Raw genomic sequence first — 22,634 nt, forward strand, 5'->3', positions numbered from 1 at the left:
AAAGAATAAGGGGTCAGGCGAGCGATTCGATCATGGCCGCGAGTTCCGCTCCGGAAAGCGGTTCTCGGGCCACCACGAAGATGGTGTCATCTCCGGCGATCGTTCCCACGATGTCGGGCATCGAGGACCGATCCAGTGCGCTCGCGAGGTAGTGCGCGGCTCCCGGCGGTGTCCGGAGAATCGCCATGTTGCCGCTGAAATCGGTGGAGACCAACAGCTCACCCAACAGCCGCGAGAGGCGGTCGGTACCGCCGGACACACCGCGTACCGGGTTCCCGTCCTCCGGCACCACGTAAACACCGGCGCCGCCGTCGGCGGCGCGCAGTTTCACCGCTCCCAACTCTTCGAGGTCACGCGACAGGGTGGCCTGCGTCGCTTCGATGCCCTCGGCACCGAGCAACGCCGCCAACTCCGTCTGACTTCGGACGGGGTGCGCCGCCAGCAGCGCGATGATGCGCGACTGGCGACCGGCCCGAGTGGGAGCGACGCTCACGCCTGGTCCAGTTGGGTTCGCTGTTCCAGCAGCCACACGAGCAACGCCTTCTGGGCGTGCAGACGGTTCTCCGCCTCGTCCCAGACGACGCTCTGGGGTCCGTCGAGAACCTCGTCGGTGACCTCTTCGCCGCGATGGGCCGGCAGGCAGTGCAGGACGACAGCCTTCGGATCTGCCTTTGCGAGCAGTTCCTTGTTGATCTGGAACGGACGGAACGGGCCGACCCGATCGAGCCCGTCGTTCTCCTGACCCATCGAGGTCCAGGTATCGGTGACCAACGCGTCGGCACCGACGACACCGGCCTGCGGGTCCTGAGTCAGCGTGATGGTCGCGCCGGTTTCCGCGGCGCGTGCGCGAGCTGCTGCCACTACCCAGTCCGCCGGTTCGAAGCCCGCGGGACTTGCGATGGTGACGTCGATGCCTGCGGTGACTCCGCCGAGCATCAGCGAGTGAGCCATGTTGTTGGCGCCGTCGCCCAGGTAGGTGAGCTTCAATCCCTTGAGCTCACCCTTCTGCTCGATCAGCGTTTGCAGATCGGCCAGAACCTGACAGGGATGAAATTCGTCGGACAACGCATTGACGATGGGAATCGTTGCACCCGTTGCCATTTGCTCCAAGCGCTTCTGGCCGAACGTGCGCCACACGACGGCGTCGACATAGCGGGAGAGTACGCGTCCGGTGTCCGCCAACGTCTCTTCACGACCGAGTTGGGTACTGCGCCCGTCGACGACGACGGCGTGGCCGCCCATCTGCGCAATGCCCATCTCGAACGAGAAACGTGTACGCGTCGAGTTCTTCTCGAAGATGACGCCGACTCCGAGAGGACCCTCGAGTGGACGCCGAGCGAACGGGTCCTTCTTGAGAATCGCAGCGAGTTCCAGAACTTCGGCCTGCTGCGCCGGAGTCAGATCGTCGTCCCTGAGAAAGTGTTTCACCACGGTAGTCACTTCTCCCCCGGCTGGTCAGCCGATAGTGCACTGTCGAAGATGGCAGGTAGTGCTGCCACGAAGGTTTCGGCCTGCTCATCGGTAAGGATGAGCGGCGGCGCCAACCGGATCACTCCGGGTTGCGCTGCATTCACAAGGTACCCGGCTTCGCGCGCGGCATTTTCCACCGCGGGCGCCACGTCCTCGGTCAGCACGACACCCAGCAACAGTCCTGATCCCCGTACGTAGTCGACCAACGGATGGCCCAGATCTTCGATGCCCGCCGAGATCGATTTGCCCAAGCTGTCGGCGCGTGAGATCAGGTCTTCCGCTGCAATGGTTTTCAGCACGGCGAGCGCCGCCGCAGCGCACACCGGATTGCCGCCGAACGTCGTACCGTGCTTGCCCGGTCCGAACAACTCTGCCGTTGCCCCAGTCGCGATGCAGGCGCCGATCGGCATTCCGCCGCCGAGTCCCTTCGCGAGAGTGATGACGTCCGGGACGATGCCGACTGCCTGATGTGCGTAGAACCAGCCGGTCCGGCCGATGCCGGTCTGCACTTCGTCGAGTACGAGAAGTGCACCGCGCTCGGCGGTGATCCGCCGAGCCTCGACGAGGTATCCCTCGGGTGGCACCACGACGCCGCCCTCACCCATGATCGGTTCGAGGAACACAGCGGCGGTGTCGGAATCGACGGCCTGCTCGAGTGCCTCGACATCGCCGTACGGCACGAACTCGACACCGGCGGGCATCGGTTCGAACGGCGCCCGCTTGGCCGGCTGACCCGTCAGCGCGAGTGCCCCCATCGTGCGACCGTGGAAGGAGCCTTCGGCCGCGATGATCTTCTTCCGGCCAGTGGCGCGAGCGAGCTTGAAGGCAGCCTCGTTCGCCTCGGTACCGGAATTGCAGAAGAAGGCGCGCCCGCTCACGTTGCCGAGATGAGCGAGCAGCTGCTCCGCCAACTCGACGACCGGCTCGCTGGCGTACAGGTTGGAAACATGGCCGAGTGTCGACAACTGAGTAGTGACGGCTTCGACGACGGCCGGATGTCCGTGTCCGAGGATGTTGACGGCGATTCCGGCCAGGAAGTCGACGTACTGCTTGCCGTCGGCGTCGGTGAGTACAGCGCCGTCACCGCGGACGAGAGCAACCCGGGGTACGCCGTAATTGTTCATCAGCGAAGCGGACCACCGCTGCTGCAGATCGATCGTGCTCATGAGGTAGCTCCCTGCTGGGGACCGGCGACCGAGGAACCCGGCACGACCATCGTGCCGATTCCTTCACCGGTGAAAAGTTCGAGTAGGACTGAATGTTCGAGCCGGCCGTCGATCACGTGCGCCGACGGCACACCTCCGCGCACCGCGCGAAGGCAGGCCTCCATCTTGGGCACCATGCCGGCATCGAGACTCGGCAACAACTGGGCAAGGGCGTCGGTGTCGATCTCGGTGGCCAGCGAGGATCGGTCCGGCCAATCGGTGTACAGACCTTCGACGTCGGTGAGGACAACGAGCTTCTCGGCACCGATCGCCTCGGCCAGTGCGGCAGCGGCGGTGTCTGCGTTGATGTTGTGGACGACACCGTCGGCGTCGGGTGCGATGGTCGAGACCACCGGAATACGTCCTGCCGCAATGAGATCGAGGACCGCATCCGGGTTCACGGTGGTGACGTCTCCGACAAGACCGATGTCGGTCTGCTCCCCCTCGACCGCAACAGTGCGTCGAGTAGCGGTGAACAGGTGCGCATCTTCGCCGGAGATGCCGACCGCGTACGGGCCGTGCGCGTTGATCAGGCCCACGAGTTCACGGCCGACCTGACCGAAGAGCACCATCCGCACGACGTCCATCACCTCGGGCGTCGTCACACGGAAACCACCGCGGAACTCACCCTTCATGCCAAGGCGTGCCAGCATCGCATTGATCTGCGGGCCACCGCCGTGCACGACGACGGGATGGATACCGACAGTCCGCAGAAACGCCATGTCGGCGGCAAATGCCGTTTTGAGCTTCTCGTCGATCATGGCGTTTCCGCCGTATTTGACCACGACGACCTTGTCTCGGAATCTCTGCAGCCACGGCAACGCGTCGGCGAGGACATGCGCTTTCTGATGCTCGCTGATCACGGGATACGTCTCGGTCATGACGAGTACGCCGAATTCTCTTCGACATAGGCGTGCGAGAGGTCGGTGGTGCGAATGCTCACGGATTCGTTGCCGATTCCCAGATCGATGTCGAGTTCGATGTCGATCCCGCTCAGGTCCACCTCACGTGCTCCCGGAGCACCGACGCCGTCGATGCAGACGGGACTCCCGTTGAAGGACACACTGATTCGATCGGGATCGAGCTCGATGGGAGCGATACCCACTGCTGCGAGAACGCGGCCCCAGTTGGGATCGGATCCGAAAAGCGCTGTCTTGACCAGGCTGTCGCGGGCGATGGTCCGGGCGCCGATCAGCGCGTCGGACTCGGATGCCGCACCGCGCACCGTCACCTTGACCCGCTTGGTGACGCCCTCGGCATCTGCCATCAACTGATCGGCGAGATCGTCACACACGGCCAGTACTGCGGCGTTGAGTTCGTCCTGGGTCGGAGTGACACCGCTGGCGCCGGACGCCAACAGCAGCACCGTGTCGTTGGTCGACGTGGCGCCGTCGACATCGAGGCGATCGAAGCTCAGGTGAGTAGCGGCGCGCAGAGCGGTATCGAGCTGCTCGGCCGTTGCGACAGCATCAGTCGTGACGACACACAGCATCGTGGCCAGCGCAGGCGCAAGCATGCCCGCGCCCTTGGCCATTCCGCCCACGTTCCACTTGTTGGCGTGGTGCAGCGACGCCTGCTTCGGAACAGTGTCGGTGGTCATGATCGCGTATGCCGCGTCGGTGCCGCCGGAGATTCCGCCGGCAAGCTCGTGGACCACCTCGGTGACACCGGGGATGAGCTTGTCCATGGGCAAGCGGTCGCCGATGAGTCCGGTCGAACAGACTGCGACCTCGATCGCGCCGGTCTCGGTTCCCCAATTGCTCAGTGCCGACGCAACTTCCTCGGCAGTCTTGTGTGCGTCCTGGAATCCGCCTGCGCCGGTACATGCGTTTGCGCCGCCCGAGTTGAGCACGACCGCGCGCAGCTTGCCCGTCTTCAAAACCTGCTGCGACCACAGCACCGGAGCGGCCTTGACCTTGTTCAGGGTGAAGACGCCGGCAGCAGCCAGATCGGGTCCCTCGTTGAGCACCAAAGCGAGGTCCGACTTGCCGCTCTTCTTGATACCGGCAGCAATTCCGGCACCGCGGAATCCGGCAGGTGCGGTGACGCCCTGTGTGCGGAGCAGACGTCCCCCGGCGACGTGAACCACGTCTGCAACGGTCGCGTCAGGCTCGGTTGCGTTGTCGATCTGCTGCGGATTGTCGGTGCTCACGGAGCTACTCCCACGGTAGAGAGACCTGCGGTCTCGGGTAGGCCAAGGGCAAGGTTCATCGATTGCACAGCGCCACCGGCGGTGCCCTTGGTGAGATTGTCGATTGCCGAGATGACAACGAGCTGACCGGCGTCGGCGTCCACGGTGACCCCGATCTGCACGGCGTTGGATCCGATCACGGCGCCGGTCTGCGGGAAGACGCCGGCAGGCAGCACATGAATGAACGGCTCGTCGTTGTATGCCTTTTCGTAGATTTCGCGTGCCTGCTCTTCGGTCGCGGTGGTGGCTGCCGTGCAGGTCGCAAGGATGCCGCGCGGCATGGGCGCGAGGACCGGAGTGAAGGAGACACTGATGTCCTTGCCGCCTGCGGCCGAGAGATTCTGAATGATCTCAGGGGTGTGGCGATGGACGCCGCCGACGCCGTACGCGCGGACGGAGCCCATGACCTCGGAACCGAGCAGATCAGCCTTCGGTGCCCGGCCGGCGCCCGAAGTGCCACTGACCGCAACCACGTTCACGTGTGAGTCCACGATCCCCGCGGCAACGGCGGGGGCCAGCGCGAGGCTCGCTGCCGTCGGATAGCAGCCCGGAACGGCGATGCGGGTGGCGCCTACCAATTTCTCACGGGCACCGGGCAATTCAGGAAGACCGTAGGGCCAGGTGCCGGCATGAGCGCTCTTGTAGTACTTCTCCCAGGCTGCGGAATCCTGCAGCCGGAAGTCCGCACCGCAGTCGATGATGACCGTCGATTCGGGTAGCAGCTTGGCGTACTGAGCCGAATTTCCGTGTGGGAGACCGAGGAAGACGACGTCGTGACCCGAGAGGATTTCGACAGTGGTCTCTTCGAGTACCCGCAACGAGAGAGGGAGCAAGTGCGGGTGATGCTCACCGAGCGTCGAACCGGCGTTGCCACCGGCGGTCAGCGAACCGATAACCAGACTGCCGTCGGTATAGGAGGGGTGCCCGAGAAGCAGACGCAGAACCTCACCACCGGCGTACCCACTGGCGCCGGCAACGGCGACTCTGATCGGCTTGCGTGCGTGCTCGGCCGTACCACCTTCAGTCATGTCACACAGTATGCATCATTGTGCATCGGAATGCATAATTACTTACCCATGGATCGCCGGATCTCCTCGAGCTTGGCTTTTGCGGCCTTCTGGCGCTCGTCCCACTGCTCGTCGACCGTTTTCCCGGCGGGACTCTCGTGTGCCAATTCGGCCGAACCTGTGGAAGTACCGAAGCGTCCCTCTATCTTCTCCCGAACACGGTCGAAAGTGGGGACTCCCCCTTCGGTGTAGTCGGGTTCGGGAATTCTCGGATCGGTCGCAAGTACCACCGGGACGTCGATGATCTCGTCGACCTCCACAACGGTATCGGGCAGTTCGACTTCTTCTGCGTCGGTGATCGTGTCCTCGTCCGCGTCCTCTACACGGTTCGGCTCGAGGCTCGCGGCAGCGGTGTCCACCACGGAAAGAAGGACCGACAGGCTCGGACGACGCTCGACCACTGCGCGGACCACCGCGAGGAAGTCCTTGTCGTCGAGTGCACTCGCAGCTTCGACTACCTGGCGCACGGACCCGTCATGTTCGGCCCCATCATGTGCGGACCCATCAATTCGTGACACTGTCAGTCCCTTCTCGAAACTCCGACGGACAACTCCGATCCTTCCACGACCGTCCGTCGAAGGGTCAGCGTGAGGCGAGGTAAGCGGCAAACGCGTCCTCGCTCGAATATTCGGGGACGTATCCGAACTGTTCCTTGAGCCGCCGATTGTCGAGAACGGGTCGGTACTGGAGAAATCCGACCCGCTCCGGACCGTGCTCCGTTACGCCCAATCGCCGTCCGACGCGTAGAACGCCTCGCAACAACCATGCAGGAAGCGTCACCGTTCTCTTTCCCATCCGGTAAGCCAACTCGTCGATTGTCAACGCACCGTCGCCCGCGACATTGAAGATGCCAACCTGGCTTCCGGTCACAGCCTCCGCGAAAGCGCCCGCGACATCGGTGTGCCAGACGAACACGAAGGGACTGTCGCTCCCGGCTACCTTGAGCAGCTTGCGGCGATCGAACAACGCGGTGATCTGATTGTCGACGCTCTCACCCAAGATCGTGCCGATCCGGAAGACAACTTGTTCCAACTCCGGGTATTCGACGCGATAGTCAGCGAGCATCTCTTCGACCAGGCGTTTGTGCCGACTGTAAGTGAATTCGTCGTTGCCTCGGACAGGTACGTCCTCGGTGATCCACGGTGGGTTGTCGGAGTGGTAGCCGTACGCCGCTCCGGACGAAGACACGACGATCCGTCCAACCCCGTGTTCGACGCAGGCCGCGAGCACGTTTCGTGTTCCGTCGACGTCGACGCGGTACTCCTGCTCTGCTGTCGTGTTCTTTCCGGGATTCACGATGGACGCAAGATGGATCACGACGTTCGGTCGATACTCACCGAACACCCTCCCTAATTCTGCGGGGTCGCAGACGTCCGCTCGAACGCGGTGGACGCGATCGTCCGGCGTTGCCTTGACCGTGAGGTCGGCACAGACGACGGAGACGCCCTGTGCGATCAGTGCGTCGATGACAGCGGTACCCAGGAACCCGTTCCCGCCCGTTACGAGTGCGACGGTCATGCCGGTACCGCCTTTCGGGCGCGTCGCTTGGACCAGATCGTGGCCAGAGCCAACCCGGCGATGATGTCCCAGATCCCCCACCAGCCGGCCACGACGGCCATGCCACCGAGCCCGTCGAAGAACGTGAACACCAGACCGAGCCCCAGTCCGGCATTGCGGATGCCGACCTCGAACGAGACTGCGCGACGGCTGTATTCGTTCAACCCGGTGACGGCGCCGCAGAAGTATCCCAGCGCGAGGGCAACCGAGTCGTGCAAGAAGACCGCGAGCAATACCACCCCGATGTAGTCGACGAAGTACGACGCATTCCCCGACACTCCCGCAACGATGAAGATCAACAACGCCACCAACGAACCGTTTTTCACCCACGGCTGCGCTTTCGCGGCGATCTCCGGGAACTTTCGCGCCGTCCAGATGCCGAGAACGAACGGCACTCCGATGATCAGGGCGATCTGCGCGACCATCTCGAGTGCATTCAGATCGACGGACTGCAACAGAGCGTCGGTCTCCGGGCGTCGACTCCCCCAGAACGCGAGATTGAGCGGCATGAGGAAGATTGCGAGGACGTTCGACACCGCCGTCATGGACACCGAAAGCGCGACGTCGCCGCCCGCCCGGTGAGTCAGGACGTTCGAGATGTTCCCTGGCGGGCAGCACGCCACCAGGATCATGCCGAGTGCTACCGACGGAGCCGGCGAGAGAATCAGCGTCAGGAGAAATGTCACTGCCGGCAAAAGCAGGAACTGGGCAGCGATACCTACCGCCATCGCCTTGGGTTTGGTGAGCGCCCGACGAAAGTCGTCGACCGAGGTGTCGAGGGCGATCCCCAGCATGATCGCGGCAAGCACCACGTTGAGGATCATCAACGACCCCGGGTTGAAGTTGAGAACCACGTCGTCGATCGGCATCACTGCCCTCCCTTCGCCAGAGCAGTGTCGAGCAGTCCGATGTGTCGCGTGATCGCTGATCGGTAGGCGTTCTTGTTCACGTAGTAGGCCATTCGTCCCAGCTTCAGGTACTTGTATCCCCCGGACAGATCGGGAGGAGGACCCGCCGCCGCGACCGAGAATTCCTGCGCCGCGGCAGGGGCTTCGGTACGTGCGGTGATCAATTTGGCCACCAACTCGGCCTGCTCGAAACGGCCCTGCCACCCGAGCCCGGAGGCTTCCACCATCCCGAGTACGAAGAGATTGTCGTGGCGCCGACTCGCGAGGTTGAGGAACAGGTCAGGGGCAGCGCCCGACCAGCCCAACTCGTCACGCTCGATGAAGGGGTAGTCGAGGTGATACCCCGTGGCGCACAGAACGAGGTCGTACGCGGCGGACGAACCGTCGACGAAATGAACCGTCCTGCCGTCGATCCGGTCGATGTCGCCGCGCACGTGAACATCACCGTGCCCGAGGTGGTGCAGGATCAACGAGTTCACTACCGGGTGCGATTCGTAGATCTTGTAGTCCGGTGCCGGAAATCCGAACCGCACCGGATCTCCCGTGAACTGCTTGAGCACCATTGTGTCGACGCGTTGTTTGATCCACGGCGGCAACGGCTTTCCCTGATTCAAGGTGTCCGAAGGCCGGCCGAACAGATACTTGGGAACAAAGTAGTAGCCTCGCCGAACGCTCAGATCGACGGATTCGGCGTGATGGACGGCGTCCACTGCAATGTCGCATCCACTGTTGCCCGCTCCGATGACCAGCACCCGCTTACCGCGGAAGATCTCGGGGCTGCGGTACTGGCTCGTATGCATCAAAGTGCCGGTGTACTCGCCCTGAAACGTCGGCATATTCGGCTTCGACAGCGTTCCGTTCGCGATGATCACGCCTCGGTACCGCGCGACTGTCGTCTCACCGCTGCGACTGCGCGTGGTGACCTGCCACAGCGAATCGACGGGCGAGACGTCGACGACAGTAGTACCGAAGGTGAAGTACCTGCGAAGATCGTGGGTGTCAGCGTAGTCACGGAAATATTCGGCCAGTTCGACGTGGCTCGGGTAGTCGGCGACGGAATCTGCCATCGGAAACTCCGCGAACGCGGTAGTGGTCTTCGACGAAATGAGGTGCGCCGACTCGTAGACGGTGCTGTGCGGATTGTCGATGTCCCAGAGCCCACCGACGTTGTCGTGGCTCTCGAAACCGTCGAACGCAATGCCGGCCCGATCGAGGTTTCGCGCGCCGGCCAATCCAGACGGGCCCGCTCCGATCAGCGCGTACTTGTCCTCTGTCATCATCCGTCGAGCGTCGCAGATAGTTCGAATCTTGCAGCGATGTGCCGGATAATGACGTTATGAGCGCACTCGATGCCGACAACGATCGCGGGATAGATGAAATCGATCTGAGGATAATCAATGCGCTACAGCTCGCACCGCGATCCACGTGGCTTTCGTTGGCCGGCCCACTCGAACTCGACGCCGCGACTCTCGCCCGGCGTTGGAATCGACTGTCCGAATCGTCGTTGGCCTGGGTAACGGTCACTCCGGGGCCACAGGTGCTGGCCGGCATCGTCACAGCAATCATCGAAATCGATTGCTCCCCTGCACTTCTCGACGCCATCTCGTCACATCTGACTGGGTTGGCCCACGCCGTGACCATCGAAGCGTCAACGGGTAGAGCCGATCTGCTCGTCACGGCCGGTACTGCGGACTTGGCGTCGATGTCGCGCTTCATCTCCGAAGAGGTCGCAACGATCGACGGCGTACTGGGGACACGAACCTCGATCATCACACGCTGGTTCACCGAAGGTGGGCGATGGAGACTCAATGCGCTGGCACCGTCCGAGAAGGGTGTGCTGACCACCAGCGAAAACCGTACTGCCGTACGCGCTCGGCCGACTGGAATTTCCGAACAGGATCGCAAGGTTCTGACCATGCTCGCCTACGACGGGCGCACTCCCATGAAGGACCTGGCCGACGCGATCGGTATAAGTCCGGCTGCGTGCAAACGCCAGATCGACCGGCTCACCTCTTCGGGGTTGGTGGCGCTGCGGTGTGAATTCGCGCGGCCACTGGCCGGACTTCCCGTGCTCGCCACCCTGTGGTGCCACGTCGAACCCGAACTGCTCGATACAGCGGGCCGAGTGCTGAGTCGGGCTCCGGAAGTTCGGAACTGCTTCGCCGTGGTCGGCGCCGACAACCTGGTGGTTCAGTTGTGGCTGCATTCTCCTGCAGAACTCGATGCCTTCGAAATTCGCCTGCGCCAAGAATTCCCAGGCCTGCACGTCGGTGAACGGTCGATCGTTCTCTACCTACGCAAGCTACTCGGTCACGTGCTCGACCAGAACGGACGCAGGACGTCGACGATCGCCCCGGACGTGTGGTTGCCGAGCCGCATCGACTCGCCGGGACACCGATAACCCACAGAGCCCACGACCACCAGCAGTGGTCGTGGGCTCTGTGATCAACTGAAAAAATCAGCCACGCATCTGCGCACCGACGGCCTTCGAGGCAGCCTCGACCGCTGCGTCGCGAGCCGCGCTTGCCTCGTCCTCGGTCAGCGTGCGATCGACACCACGGAATCGCAAGGCGAACGCCAGGGACTTGCGGCCTTCACCGACCTGTTCGCCCTCGAAGACGTCGAACAGCCGAATGTCTTCGAGAAGTTCGCCGCCGCCGGAACGCAAAGCTTCCTGCACCTTCGCTGCGGGAATGTCACGATCGACAACAACCGCAACGTCCTGGAGCACCGCGGGGAACGGCGAAATGCGCGGCGCGGGCAGGTTCTCGACCAACGGCAAAGCGTCGAGGTCGATTTCCAGTGCGCAGGTGCGCGCGGGCAGTCCGGCACGCTCGAGAACGGCCGGATGCAGTTCACCCGCATGACCGACTACGTTGCCGTCGACGACAACCTCGGCACAGCGGCCGGGATGCCACGGCAGGTACTGCGCCGCACGCAGTTCGACCTCGACGCCTGCTGCAGCTGCAATAACCCGCACTGCTGCAAAAGTGTCCGAAGCCTCGGCCGGACGGCCAGGACCCCAGGGGCCGCTCGGCTCACGCAAACCACTCAACACTGCAGCGATGTGAACCGGCTGAGCCGGCAACGACGCAATCAGGTTCGCGATCTGCTCGTCCGTCGGACGGCGATCCACCGGCAATGCATCAACCGGCTTGGTGTCGGGTCCCGGCAACACAACCTGCGCAATGCCGTACAGCGACAGGTCACGCTGACCGCGAGAAGCGTTACGAGCCAGGATTTCCAGCAGACCCGGAAGCAGCGTCGTCGCCAACTCCGGACGATCGGCTTCGAGTGGGTTGAGCACCTTGCTGGTGTTGCGGCGCGGGTCGTCCGCGTCCAAGCCCCAGACGTCGAAGACGTTGGTGGGCAGGAACACCGGAGGAAGAACCTCGACGTACCCGGCGTGAGCCACAGCCTTCGAGACCGTGCGCTTGCGCCGCTGCGACGGAGTCAATCCGCGTCCGGCCGGAGCGGCGGGGAGCACCGACGGAATCTGCTCGAGACCTTCGAGGCGAAGAACTTCCTCGACGAGGTCCGCGGGCTGCACCAGGTCCGGACGCCACGACGGCGGCGTCGCGACCAACTGGCCGTGTCCCCCTTCGCTGACGCCGACCTCGACGTTGCACCCGACCTGGGTGAGGCGGCGAGCAGCGGTGCCGTTCGGGTAGGTGACTCCGGCGACACGGTCGGGCAGGTCGATATCCATACGAATGGCAGCGCGAGGGGCGACTTCGCCCACGTCGGTCAGGACCGGCTCGATCCGTCCGCCGGCAATCTCGACCAGCAGAGCTGCGGCGCGATCGACCGCTGCGAGCGGAATCGCCGGATCGACGATGCGCTCGAAGCGCTTGCTCGCCTCACTCGGCAGCTTGTGTCGGCGCGCCGTCTTGAAGACTGCGAGCGGATCCCAGGTAGCTCCTTCGAGCAGGATGTCCGTCGTAGCCGTTCCCACCTCGGTGGTGGCGCCGCCCATGACGGCAGCCAGCGAGATGACTCCGGAATCGTCGGCGATGACAACGTCTTCGGGATCAAGCGTGCGTTCGACATCGTCGAGCGTCGTCAACTTCTCCCCCGCCTTGGCCCGACGGACCACCAGCTCGCCTTGCACCGCGGTCGCATCGAACGCGTGCAGAGGCTGACCGAGTTCGAGCATCACGTAGTTGGTGACGTCGACGGCCGGCGAGATCGGGCGAACACCCGAGAGCAGAAGTCGACGCTGCAGCCACCACGGGCTCACTGCCGCGGGATCGATACCCGTGATCTTCCGCATCACGAAACGCGACGCCTTCGACTCCGGTTCGAGACGCACCGGCCAGGCTTCACCCTCGGCCGGATGCGCGGGAACCGAAGCGGGATCGGCGTATTCGAGATCGAAACCACAGGCCAGTTCGCGGGTGAGGCCGCGGACCGAGAAGCAGTAGCCCCGGTCCGGGGTGATGTTCAATTCGATGATCGTGTCACCGAGACCGAGCAACTCGTTGCCGTCTGCGCCGGGTTCGGCGGTACCGGGCTCGAGCACCAAGATGCCCGAATGGTCTTTGCCGATACCGAGTTCCGAGACGGAGCAGATCATGCCGTCGGACACCTGGCCGTACGTCTTGCGAGTGGCGATTTCGAATCCGCCAGGCAGCACCGCGCCAGGCAGCGCAACGACGACGAGGTCACCCTCGTTGAAATTGCGGGCGCCACAGACGATGCCGCGAGTCTCGGGTTCGCCGACCTCGACCTGGCAGAAGCGGATCGGCTTCTTGAACTCGGTCAGTTCGGTGATGGAGACGACCTTGCCCACGACCAACGGGCCGTCGATCGCCTCGAGTGTGTCGAGTTCCTCGACTTCGAGTCCCACCCGGACGAATCCGGCGTCCAACTCTTCCGGGGTCACCTCCCAGTCCGGAGTTGCCCGCTGCAGGATCTCGGTCAGCCAGGATTGCGCTACTCGCACGTCTGCTCAGCTCTCTCGTTTGTCGATAAGTCTTTGTGAAGGTTCCGCGTACCGGGCATTTCGAGCACCGGGGATATCGAGCACCGGGTCGGTCAGCCCGCGGCACCGAAAGGCAGCGTGAAACGCACGTCACCTTCGACGATGTCACGCATGTCCGGGATGCCGTTGCGGAACTGCAGGGTCCGCTCGAGGCCCATGCCGAATGCGAAACCCGAGTACTCGTCGGGATCGATACCGCTGGCGCGCAGAACGTTCGGGTTGACCATGCCGCAGCCGCCCCACTCGACCCAGCCGGCGCCACCCTTCTTGTTCGCGAACCAGACGTCGACCTCGGCCGACGGTTCCGTGAACGGGAAGTAGTTGGGGCGCATACGGGTACGCGTCTCGGGGCCGAAAAGGGCACGAGCGAACGCATCGAGAGTTCCGCGCAAGTTGGCCATCGTCAGACCCTTGTCGACGGCCAGGCCTTCGACCTGCGAGAAGACAGGAGTGTGCGTCGCATCGAGTTCATCGGTGCGGAACGTGCGGCCGGGGCACACCACGTAGATCGGCACCTCACGCGAGAGCATGGTGCGGACCTGCACCGGCGAGGTGTGGGTACGCAGCACCTGACGGGAGTTCTCGGGTGCCAGGTGGAAGGTGTCCTGCATCGTGCGTGCAGGGTGGTCCGGCAAGAAGTTGAGCGCGTCGAAGTTGAAGTGCTCGGTCTCCACCTCCGGCCCCTCGGCAACTTCCCAACCCATGGCGACGAATACGTCGGCGACCTGCTCGGAAATCAGGCTGATCGGATGACGCGCCCCGACGGGGTGGCGATCGGAAGGCAGAGTGACGTCGATTGCCTCGGCAACCAACACCGCAGCGTCACGCTCGGCGAGGAGGACCTCACGACGAGCGTCGTACGCGTTGTTGATCCGAGTGCGGAAGATGTTGACGCGCTTGCCGGCGTCCGCCTTTTCCTTGCCCGGAAGGCTGCCGAGTCCCCGGCGAGCGAGGGCGATCGGGGACTTGTCCCCCAGGTGCTCCACCTTGACGTGCGCCAGCGCGTCCAGGTCGGCGGCGTCCGCGAGCGCCTTCTCGGCGTTCTCAGCGGCAGCGGTCAACGCCTCTTCGGTGAGTACACTCGCGTCGACCTCCGGCGGTGTCGCGCCCTCATTTTTGGCCACGGCTGTGACGCTCCTGTCGCTTCTCGGTTTACTTCTCGTACTGCTTACTTCTTGTACTGCTTACTTCTTGTACTGCGAGTTACTTCTCTTACTGCGAGCGAGCATTCGAGCTCACTCGAGCTTTGTCTCTGCTCTTGTATTGTCTCAGGCTTCCGCAAATGGGATTCCGTGAGGTCTTCGCGTGCGTTTTCAGCCGTGATCGGTGGCGCGATTTTGCACTCGTGCGCTTGCGTACAGGCAAATTGCGGCCGCTGTCGCGAGGTTCAGGCTTTCGGCGCGGCCATGGATCGGAATCCGCACCCGATGATCGGCCTGGGCGGCGATCGCCGGATCGAGACCGTGAGCTTCGTTGCCGAACAGCCAGGCCGTCGGCTTGCTCAGCAACTCGTCGGCCTCGTCGAGGTCGACTTCACCGTCAGCTGCGGTCGCGAGGATTTGAATGCCGGCGGCGCGAATCTGCTCGATCACCGACACCGTGTCTCGATCGCGGACGACCGGGAGGTGAAAGAGGCTGCCCGCCGACGAACGAACGACCTTGCCGTTGTGTGGATCGACGCTGTCACCAGCGAGGATTGCCGCATCGGCGCCCACTGCATCGGCGATGCGAATGACGGTGCCGGCATTGCCTGGTTCGTTGACCTCGACCGGCACTGCGAGCAGGCGGGTGTCCTGGTGGACGGCTGCGCTCAGCGGTACATCCAGCAGATCGCTGACGACAACGAGGCCGGGCGGCGTGACGGTATCGCTCAGAGCTTTGATTGCTCGATCGGTGACAAGAGCAACACGAACTCCAGCGGTCAGCGCCCGATCGATGACGTGCTGATAACGCTCGGCCGCGTCCTCTGTGTAGAAGAGATCGTGTACCGGGCGGGTCTCGCCGTTCGAGAGTGCACCGTTCAACAGTTCGGTGACCGAGTTCTCGCCCTCGACGAGGAAACGTCCTGCTTTGCGTCGTTCTGCTGTGCGCAGGAGCTTGACAGCAGAAACGACCCGCGGAGTCCGCTCGGTGAGCGGGTCCACGGGCCGTTGCTGTGATGCGTGAATCAGGCTGCTTCTCCGGCAGGAGCGTTCACGTCGGCCGGCAGAGCGGCCTTCGCGAGTGCGACCAGGCCGGCAAAGGCCTCGGCATCGGAGACAGCGAGCTCAGCCAGGATCTTGCGGTCGACGTCGACCTCTGCCAGACGCAGGCCCTGGATGAGGCGGTTGTACGTGATGTCGTTTGCGCGAGCTGCAGCGTTGATACGCGTGATCCACAGCTTGCGGAACTCGCCCTTGCGCGCACGACGGTCGCGGTACGCGTAGGTGAGCGAGTGGAGCTGCTGCTCCTTGGCCTTGGTGTACAGACGCGAACGCTGTCCACGGTAGCCGCTGGATGCAGCAAGAATTGAACGACGCTTCTTCTGGGCGTTGACCGCCCTCTTTACGCGTGCCACTTGAAAAATCCTGTCAATCTAGGGGCTGAAAGTACGACCCCGGGTGGTCAGTAAGGGGGCGACTCAGATGCCGAGCATGCGCTTGATGCGCGGAGCGTCGTCAGGGCTGACAACAGCGACACCGTCGAGACGACGGGTAACCCTGCTGGACTTGTGCTCGAGAAGGTGGCGACGGCCGGCCTTCTGGCGCATGAGCTTTCCGCTGCCGGACACCTTGAATCGCTTCGAGGCGCCGCTGTGGCTCTTCATCTTGGGCATGGAGTCCTCAGTTCTTGTTACGTGGTGGATCTTGGGAAATCGACTAGCTGGCCGGAGCCTCGGGAGCGGCATCGCCGGTCGCCGGTGCTTCCGGAGCTGCTTCACTGGAAGCCGGTGCGGCCGTAGCCGGACGCGGAGCAGCCTGAGCCACTGGCGCCTGAGCGCTCTCCTGCGCCTTGACGCGAGTCTTGGCGCCCTTGTGCGGTGCCAGGACCATCGTCATGTTTCGGCCGTCCTGCTTTGCCGAGGTTTCGACGAATCCGAGATCTGCGACGTCTGCTCCCAGACGCTGCAGAAGGCGGTAGCCGAGTTCGGGGCGTGACTGCTCACGTCCGCGGAACATGATCGTGACCTTGACCTTGGAACCGGCTTCGAGGAAGCGAACGACGTTGCGCTTCTTGGTCTCGTAGTCGTGGTCGTCGATCTTGGGTCGGAGCTTCTGCTCCTTGATGACCGTCAGCTGCTGGTTCTTACGTGACTCACGTGCCTTCTGTGCAGCCTCGTACTTGAACTTGCCGTAGTCCATGATCTTGCAGACCGGTGGACGGGCATCAGGAGCTACCTCGACCAGGTCGAGGTCGGCCTCAAGGGCCAAGCGGAGTGCATCTTCAACACGCACGATGCCTACCTGTTCGCCGCCAGGTCCGACCAAACGAACCTCGGGAACGCGGATACGATCGTTGATGCGGGTCTCAGTGCTGATGGGGCCTCCTAGGTTGAACGGTGCGGTCTTCATGACCGCACGCAGCCCGTACCGCCCGCACCCCAACAAAAAAGCCCCGCTGTGATGATTGCTCATCCGCGGGGCCCGATGTCGACCGATCACATAAGATCCAGCTCACGCCGAAACCTATCTCCTCGACTGAGCGAGGAACCTGACGAAGAAGGATCTTCGTAATCAGGTGACCGGAACCACTGAACTGCAGTTTTACCTGCCGCGCAGAGGTGGGAGTCGGACTCCACTTGCTGCCCCCGAACAAGTCGGAGGCGGTCGTTGCAACAAGACTAACAGGTCACCGGAGATGAATGAAATCGGCGCCGCTCCGCCGTTGCCGGGAGAGGCCCGATTCAACACCGTCACGGCCTGATGGAATCCTTACATCCATGAGTGAGAACTTCGAGGCAGATCAGAACACCGACGGCGCGAATCCCGACGTCCGCGAACTCTCCGAAGTTCCCGCGGTCGAGGTCATCAGCCGCGCCGCAGTGATGCTGATGAGTTCGGCTGCCGAAAAACTCGGCCTCTCCGACGCCGACCCGTCTTCCAGCCCTTACCTGGACCTCGACGAAGCTCGTCGAGTGATCACCGCGCTTGCCGGACTGGTGACTGCGTCGGTCGAATACCTCGGCCCCCACGCCGGACCCATCCGCGAAGGCCTCCAAGCCCTGCAGCGCGCATTCCGTGAGGCCTCCTCACATCCGGACGAGCCAGGAAAGGGACCGGGCGAGAAGTTCACCGGTCCGGTCTACTGAGTTGGCAACCGCCAACAAGACACAACCGACGCCCGAGGACGTCGACGCATTCATTTCACGCGTCGACGACCGCAAGCGTGCCGACAGCGTCGAGTTGATCTCTTTGTTGTCGGCCGCGACCGGCGAGCCTGCTGTCATGTGGGGTTCGAGCATCATCGGATTCGGGGCACGGCACTACCGGTATGCGAGTGGCCACGAGGGTGACACCCCGCTGATCGGGTTCTCCCCCAGGGCCACCGCACTCACGTTGTACCTGTCGCTGAACTTCGACGACTACACCGACACACTCGCGCGCCTCGGCAAGCACAAGGTCGGCAAAGGTTGCCTCTACGTCAAACGGCTGAGCGACGTCGACATGGCCGCTCTGACCGAACTGATCACGGATTCCGTTACCGCAGCCCGCAACATGATCGACTGAACCACTCACCTTCGATGCGCAACAGGCCGAGCGTCTTCGGGCGGTTGTCCGAAGACGGTCGAATCCCGTGGTGTGAAGTGGTCGTTCGTCAGCGTGGCCCGGCGCATCCGATCGAGTCGAAACCAACGCACGGCGTCGCGCTGGCGACACCAGCCGATGAGAAACCACTGCCCACGGTCCTGCGCCAGAATGTGCGGCTCAACTGCCCGCACCGTCTCCGAACCTTCCCCATCGACGTAGTGCAACGACACGACGCGACTCTGTTCGAGACCCTGCTCTACCGCCTGCCGGTTCCTGCGCGAATCCGTCAGAGCCCCGCCGTCGCCGCGAATCCACACGCGACCACCGAGTTCGGCGACCTTGCGACGACTCTCCTCGTCCATCACGTCGAGTAGTTTCGCCAGAGCTGCTCGTCCATCCGGCGCAAACGGAGCGTCGCCGGCTGCCGTCAACGCCAACGCGATCGAAACCGCTTGCGGAACAGTGAAATTCACCGGCGGTAGAGTGGCACGACCTACGAGTCGGTATCCACCCCCGGGACCTGAGCGCGCCTCGATCGCCGCACCCGCCATCATCAGCGTCTCGATATCCCTCTTGATCGTCCGGGTGGTGACACCGAATTCCTCGGACAATCGGGAGCACGTAGTCCCTCGATCGCCCTGTCGCCGAAGTTCCTCGACGAGAGCATGCAATCTCGCAGCTCGATTCACACTCACGAGTGTCTCAGATTCCGATACCAAACGGTGACATAATCAGTGACACTCTGTTGTCACCAACCCGACTGCACTGTGATCACATGAAAACTCACATCGTTCTTGTTCCCGGATTCTGGCTCGGTTCATGGGCTTGGGATGCAGTTCTCCCCCACCTCGAGCGTCCCGATACCCGCGTGACCAGCCTGACACTGCCCGGGCTCGACGCCGTAGACACAGATCGATCAGCGGTCACCTTCGACGCCCACGTCCGTGCAGTCGTCGACGCCATATCGGACTCCGACGAGCGCACGGTCTTGGTCGTACACAGCGGCGCCGGCCCGGTGGGATACGCGGTCACCGATCGCATCCCGGATCGCGTCGCTCGGATCGTCTACGCCGACTCGGGCCCCATGCCCGACGGCGCGGCGCTGCGACCGGATCTGGCTGCTGATGTCGTCGAGATACCGCTCCCGACGTGGGCGGAACTCGAAGCAGACGGCAGCAGCCTCGAGGGACTCGACGAGAAAGCTCTCGCGGCGTTCCGCGCCAATGCGGTCCCCGAACCGGCCGGGCCCGCGCGTGAGCCGATCGTCCTGACGAACGAAAAGCGCTACCAGGTGCCGTCGACCGTAGTTTGCAGCACGTTCCCCTCCGCAGTGATCGCCCAGATGGCCGACGGGGGTCATCCGATGGCCGCCGAATTGGCGAAACTCCCCGTGACGTATGTCGACCTCCCGACCGGCCATTGGCCGATGTGGTCGCGCCCCGAAGAGCTCGCCCAGGTAATCCTCGAGGCCACCGCCTCCTGACCGAGAGAGCAATGATGCCGGGTCGATTCCGACCCGGCATCACTGCCCGACTTCCACTTGCTCACGTACTACTAGCGCACAGAAGCGGCTTTCTTCCGTGGTGCCGCCTTTTTCGCTGCAACTGCCTTCGTCGCACGTTTCTTGGTAATCGGCTTCGCCTTGGCCGGAGCGTGCTGCGCGGTGAGGACCTCACTGAGGAACTTGCCCGTGTAGCTCTCGGGGACCGCGGCAACGTCTTCCGGAGTACCTTGCGCCACAACGGTTCCGCCGCCGGATCCACCTTCGGGTCCCATGTCGACGACCCAGTCGGATGTCTTGATCACGTCGAGGTTGTGCTCGATCACGATCACGCTGTTGCCCTTGTCGACCAGACCGTTGATCACGATCAGGAGCTTGCGGATGTCCTCGAAATGCAGACCCGTGGTGGGCTCGTCGAGGATGTACACGGTGCGACCGGTCGACCGCTTCTGCAATTCGGCGGCCAGCTTGACGCGCTGCGCCTCACCACCGGACAGGGTCGGAGCCGGCTGACCCAGTCGGACGTAGCCCAGTCCGACGTCGACCAGAGTCTTGAGGTACCGGTGAATAGAGGTGACCGGCTGGAAGAACTCGGCAGCTTCCTCGATCGGCATGTCGAGAACCTCGGCGATCGACTTGCCCTTGTAGTGAACCTCGAGCGTTTCGCGGTTGTACCGAGCGCCGTGGCACACCTCGCAGGGCACATACACGTCCGGCAGGAAGTTCATCTCGATCTTCAGCGTTCCGTCGCCGGAGCACGCCTCGCAGCGTCCACCCTTGACGTTGAACGAGAATCGGCCGGGCTGGTATCCGCGGACTTTCGCTTCGGTGGTGGCCGCGAACAGGGTGCGGATCTTGTCGAACACACCGGTGTACGTGGCCGCATTCGATCGTGGAGTCCGGCCGATCGGAGACTGATCGACCTGCACGAGCTTGTCCAGCTGATCTAGACCGTTGATTCGTGTGTGACGCCCGGGCACCTGGCGTGCACCGTTGAGTTTGTTTGCCATGACGGTCGCGAGAATGTCGTTGACCAACGTCGACTTGCCCGAACCGGAGACACCGGTGACCGCAGTGAGCACACCCAGCGGGAAACTCACGTCGATGCCGTCGAGATTGTGCTCGCGAGCTCCGACGACCGTGACCTGGCGTTTGCGGTCCACCGGTCGGCGAATGGCCGGGACCTCGATGAAGTTACGACCGGACAGGTAGGCGCCGGTCAGAGATTCTTCGCACGTCAGCAGTTCTTCGTACGGTCCGCTGTGGACGACCTTGCCGCCGTGCTCGCCGGCGTACGGTCCGATGTCGACCACCCAGTCCGATGTCCGGATCGTGTCTTCGTCATGTTCGACGACGATCAGCGTGTTGCCGAGGTCACGCAGGCGCGTCAGGGTTTCGATGAGTCGCCGGTTGTCACGCTGGTGCAGGCCGATGGACGGCTCGTCGAGCACGTACAACACACCGACGAGTCCGGATCCGATCTGCGTTGCCAAGCGAATTCGCTGGGCTTCGCCACCGGACAACGTGCCCGCGGCTCGCGAGAGGGAAAGGTATTCCAGGCCGACGTCGAGCAGGAAGCCGAGGCGCGCCTGAACTTCCTTGAGGACCTGACCCGCGATTGCCTCTTCACGCGAGCCGAGAGTGAGGCTGTTCAGGAAATCCGCGCAATCGGAGATCGACAGTTCACAGACCTCGGCGATGGACTTACTGCCGAAGTCTCCCGCCGCGATAGTTACAGACAGGATTTCGGGGCGCAGGCGAGCACCACCACACGCCGGGCACGGGGTGTCGCGCATGTACCCGTCGTAGCGTTCCTTCATCTGATCGGATTCGGTCTGTTCGAGCCGGCGGTGCAAGAACGGCATCACACCTTCGAACTCCGCGTAGTAAGAACGGGTACGGCCGTACCGATTCTTGTACCGGACGTGCACCTGCTCTTCGCTGCCTTCGAGGATTGCTTTGCGGGCCTTCGCCGGCAACTTGTTCCACGGCGTCTTCATGTCGAATCCGAGAATGTCGCCGAGGCCGGACAGCAGGCGTCCGAAGTACTCGGAACTCTGGCCCATCGACCACGGCGCGATTGCACCGTCTTCGAGACTCAGGTCAGGATCGGGAACCACCAGATCCGGGTCGACCTCCTTGCGGATACCGAGGCCGGTGCATTCCGGGCAGGCGCCGTAGGGCGAGTTGAAGGAGAACGAGCGCGGTTCGAGATCGTCGATCGCGAGTGCGTGGCCATTCGGGCAGGCCAGCTTCTCGGAGAAACGACGCTCACGATCAGGTGCATTTTCTTCACGGTCGACGAAGTCGAGGACCACGATGCCTTCGGCCAATCGAAGTGCGGTCTCGACCGAGTCGGTCAGGCGCTGCTTCGAGCTCGCCTTGACCTGCAATCGGTCGACCACTACTTCGATGTCGTGCTTTTCCTGTTTCTTGAGCTTCGGCGGATCTGCGAGTGAATGGACGACTCCGTCGACGCGCACGCGCGAGTAGCCCTGGGTATTGAGCTGATCGAAAAGGTCGACGAACTCGCCTTTACGGGTACGGACTACCGGTGCGAGGACCTGGAACTTGATGCCCTCTTCCATCTCGAGCACCTGGTCGACGATCTGCTGCGGGGTCTGACGTGCGATCTTCTCACCACAGACCGGGCAGTGCGCCGAACCTGCGCGGGCATAAAGGAGCCGGAGGTAGTCGTAGACCTCGGTGATCGTGCCCACCGTCGAACGGGGGTTGCGGTTGGTCGACTTCTGGTCGATGGACACCGCCGGCGACAAACCCTCGATGAAATCGACATCGGGCTTGTCCATCTGACCGAGGAACTGACGCGCGTATGCCGAGAGTGACTCGACGTAGCGACGCTGACCTTCGGCAAAGATCGTGTCGAACGCGAGGCTGGACTTGCCGGAGCCGGACAACCCGGTGAAGACGATCAGGCTGTCTCGCGGGAGGTCGAGATCGACTCCTCGCAGATTGTGCTCACGCGCACCCCGCACGATCAGGCGATCCGCCACACCAATTCCC

General features: G+C 63.2%; 22 protein-coding genes. 4 read left to right on the forward strand and 18 right to left on the reverse strand.

From position 1 onward, the window contains the following. Positions 1–13: 13 nt before the first annotated feature. The 10 genes from I7X09_RS28115 to I7X09_RS28160 form a co-directional block, all read right to left on the reverse strand. Positions 14–493: an arginine repressor gene (locus I7X09_RS28115; RefSeq protein WP_020907875.1), complete on the reverse strand. Its 480-nt coding sequence runs from the start codon at positions 491–493 to the stop codon at positions 14–16. Then, complete coding sequence (argF, locus tag I7X09_RS28120) at positions 490–1,440, reverse strand: ornithine carbamoyltransferase (RefSeq protein WP_200314762.1); 951 nt, start codon at positions 1,438–1,440, stop codon at positions 490–492. Before argF ends, I7X09_RS28115 begins: the two co-directional genes overlap by 4 nt. Then, positions 1,437–2,636: an acetylornithine transaminase gene (locus I7X09_RS28125; protein WP_095973316.1), complete on the reverse strand. Its 1,200-nt coding sequence runs from the start codon at positions 2,634–2,636 to the stop codon at positions 1,437–1,439. Before I7X09_RS28125 ends, argF begins: the two co-directional genes overlap by 4 nt. Continuing rightward, positions 2,633–3,556, reverse strand: a complete 924-nt coding sequence (gene argB, locus I7X09_RS28130; RefSeq protein ID WP_166812416.1) for an acetylglutamate kinase — start codon at positions 3,554–3,556, stop codon at positions 2,633–2,635. The genes I7X09_RS28125 and argB overlap by 4 nt, the downstream gene beginning before the upstream one ends. Then, positions 3,553–4,803, reverse strand: coding sequence for a bifunctional glutamate N-acetyltransferase/amino-acid acetyltransferase ArgJ (gene argJ, locus I7X09_RS28135; protein WP_166812450.1), 1,251 nt, complete (start codon positions 4,801–4,803; stop codon positions 3,553–3,555). The genes argB and argJ overlap by 4 nt, the downstream gene beginning before the upstream one ends. A 20-nt stretch (positions 4,804–4,823) precedes the next feature. After that, the gene (gene argC / locus I7X09_RS28140; protein ID WP_200314764.1) at positions 4,824–5,894 is read right to left on the reverse strand and encodes an N-acetyl-gamma-glutamyl-phosphate reductase; all 1,071 of its coding nucleotides are present in this window, start codon (positions 5,892–5,894) and stop codon (positions 4,824–4,826) included. A 38-nt stretch (positions 5,895–5,932) separates the two neighbouring features. Further along, positions 5,933–6,400, reverse strand: a complete 468-nt coding sequence (locus I7X09_RS28145; RefSeq protein WP_200318118.1) for a hypothetical protein — start codon at positions 6,398–6,400, stop codon at positions 5,933–5,935. A 115-nt stretch (positions 6,401–6,515) separates the two neighbouring features. Continuing rightward, complete coding sequence (locus I7X09_RS28150; protein ID WP_200314766.1) at positions 6,516–7,451, reverse strand: SDR family oxidoreductase; 936 nt, start codon at positions 7,449–7,451, stop codon at positions 6,516–6,518. After that, positions 7,448–8,359 (reverse strand): bile acid:sodium symporter family protein, encoded by a 912-nt coding sequence (locus I7X09_RS28155; protein WP_095973321.1) that lies wholly within the window; start codon positions 8,357–8,359, stop codon positions 7,448–7,450. The genes I7X09_RS28150 and I7X09_RS28155 overlap by 4 nt, the downstream gene beginning before the upstream one ends. Next, positions 8,359–9,678, reverse strand: coding sequence for a flavin-containing monooxygenase (locus tag I7X09_RS28160; protein WP_200314768.1), 1,320 nt, complete (start codon positions 9,676–9,678; stop codon positions 8,359–8,361). Before I7X09_RS28160 ends, I7X09_RS28155 begins: the two co-directional genes overlap by 1 nt. Before the next feature lie 56 nt (positions 9,679–9,734). Here I7X09_RS28160 and I7X09_RS28165 point away from each other — a divergent pair, with 56 nt between their 5' ends. Continuing rightward, the gene (locus tag I7X09_RS28165) at positions 9,735–10,799 is read left to right on the forward strand and encodes an Lrp/AsnC family transcriptional regulator (protein WP_200314770.1); all 1,065 of its coding nucleotides are present in this window, start codon (positions 9,735–9,737) and stop codon (positions 10,797–10,799) included. A gap of 57 nt (positions 10,800–10,856) precedes the next feature. Here the strand turns inward: I7X09_RS28165 and pheT are convergent, their stop codons facing one another. From pheT to infC, 6 genes are all read right to left on the reverse strand, one after another. Beyond that, the gene (gene pheT, locus I7X09_RS28170) at positions 10,857–13,343 is read right to left on the reverse strand and encodes a phenylalanine--tRNA ligase subunit beta (RefSeq protein WP_200314772.1); all 2,487 of its coding nucleotides are present in this window, start codon (positions 13,341–13,343) and stop codon (positions 10,857–10,859) included. Between the two features lie 92 nt (positions 13,344–13,435). After that, positions 13,436–14,506 carry a phenylalanine--tRNA ligase subunit alpha gene (pheS, locus tag I7X09_RS28175; RefSeq protein ID WP_200314774.1) on the reverse strand — a complete coding sequence of 357 codons (1,071 nt, stop codon included), beginning with the start codon at positions 14,504–14,506 and terminating at the stop codon, positions 13,436–13,438. 189 nt (positions 14,507–14,695) lie between these two features. After that, positions 14,696–15,526, reverse strand: a complete 831-nt coding sequence (locus tag I7X09_RS28180) for a TrmH family RNA methyltransferase (protein WP_200314776.1) — start codon at positions 15,524–15,526, stop codon at positions 14,696–14,698. Between the two features lie 23 nt (positions 15,527–15,549). Beyond that, positions 15,550–15,939, reverse strand: coding sequence for a 50S ribosomal protein L20 (rplT, locus tag I7X09_RS28185; protein WP_003944011.1), 390 nt, complete (start codon positions 15,937–15,939; stop codon positions 15,550–15,552). A gap of 63 nt (positions 15,940–16,002) precedes the next feature. Next, complete coding sequence (rpmI, locus tag I7X09_RS28190) at positions 16,003–16,197, reverse strand: 50S ribosomal protein L35 (protein ID WP_003944043.1); 195 nt, start codon at positions 16,195–16,197, stop codon at positions 16,003–16,005. Between the two features lie 43 nt (positions 16,198–16,240). Then, positions 16,241–16,933, reverse strand: coding sequence for a translation initiation factor IF-3 (gene infC / locus I7X09_RS28195; protein WP_200314778.1), 693 nt, complete (start codon positions 16,931–16,933; stop codon positions 16,241–16,243). A gap of 368 nt (positions 16,934–17,301) precedes the next feature. Between infC and I7X09_RS28200 the strand changes: the two genes are divergently transcribed. Both I7X09_RS28200 and I7X09_RS28205 read left to right on the forward strand, forming a co-directional pair. Beyond that, on the forward strand, positions 17,302–17,670 hold the full coding sequence (locus tag I7X09_RS28200) for a DUF1844 domain-containing protein (protein WP_020907885.1): 369 nt from the start codon (positions 17,302–17,304) through the stop codon (positions 17,668–17,670). A gap of 1 nt (position 17,671) precedes the next feature. Continuing rightward, positions 17,672–18,088: a DUF1801 domain-containing protein gene (locus tag I7X09_RS28205; RefSeq protein ID WP_200314780.1), complete on the forward strand. Its 417-nt coding sequence runs from the start codon at positions 17,672–17,674 to the stop codon at positions 18,086–18,088. Between the two features lie 5 nt (positions 18,089–18,093). On the opposite strand, the gene I7X09_RS28210 is transcribed toward I7X09_RS28205, so the two are convergent. Beyond that, entirely contained in the window at positions 18,094–18,804 is a 711-nt protein-coding gene (locus I7X09_RS28210; RefSeq protein WP_200314782.1) for a helix-turn-helix transcriptional regulator, read from the reverse strand. A gap of 80 nt (positions 18,805–18,884) precedes the next feature. On the opposite strand from I7X09_RS28210, the gene I7X09_RS28215 reads away from it, so the two are divergent. Further along, entirely contained in the window at positions 18,885–19,592 is a 708-nt protein-coding gene (locus I7X09_RS28215; RefSeq protein ID WP_095973330.1) for an alpha/beta fold hydrolase, read from the forward strand. 71 nt (positions 19,593–19,663) lie between these two features. Here the strand turns inward: I7X09_RS28215 and uvrA are convergent, their stop codons facing one another. Beyond that, positions 19,664–22,624, reverse strand: a complete 2,961-nt coding sequence (uvrA, locus tag I7X09_RS28220; RefSeq protein WP_200318120.1) for an excinuclease ABC subunit UvrA — start codon at positions 22,622–22,624, stop codon at positions 19,664–19,666. Positions 22,625–22,634 lie beyond the last annotated feature (10 nt).

The organism is Rhodococcus sp. P-2, from assembly GCF_016598535.1.
Lineage (GTDB): Bacteria > Actinomycetota > Actinomycetes > Mycobacteriales > Mycobacteriaceae > Rhodococcus_F > Rhodococcus_F baikonurensis.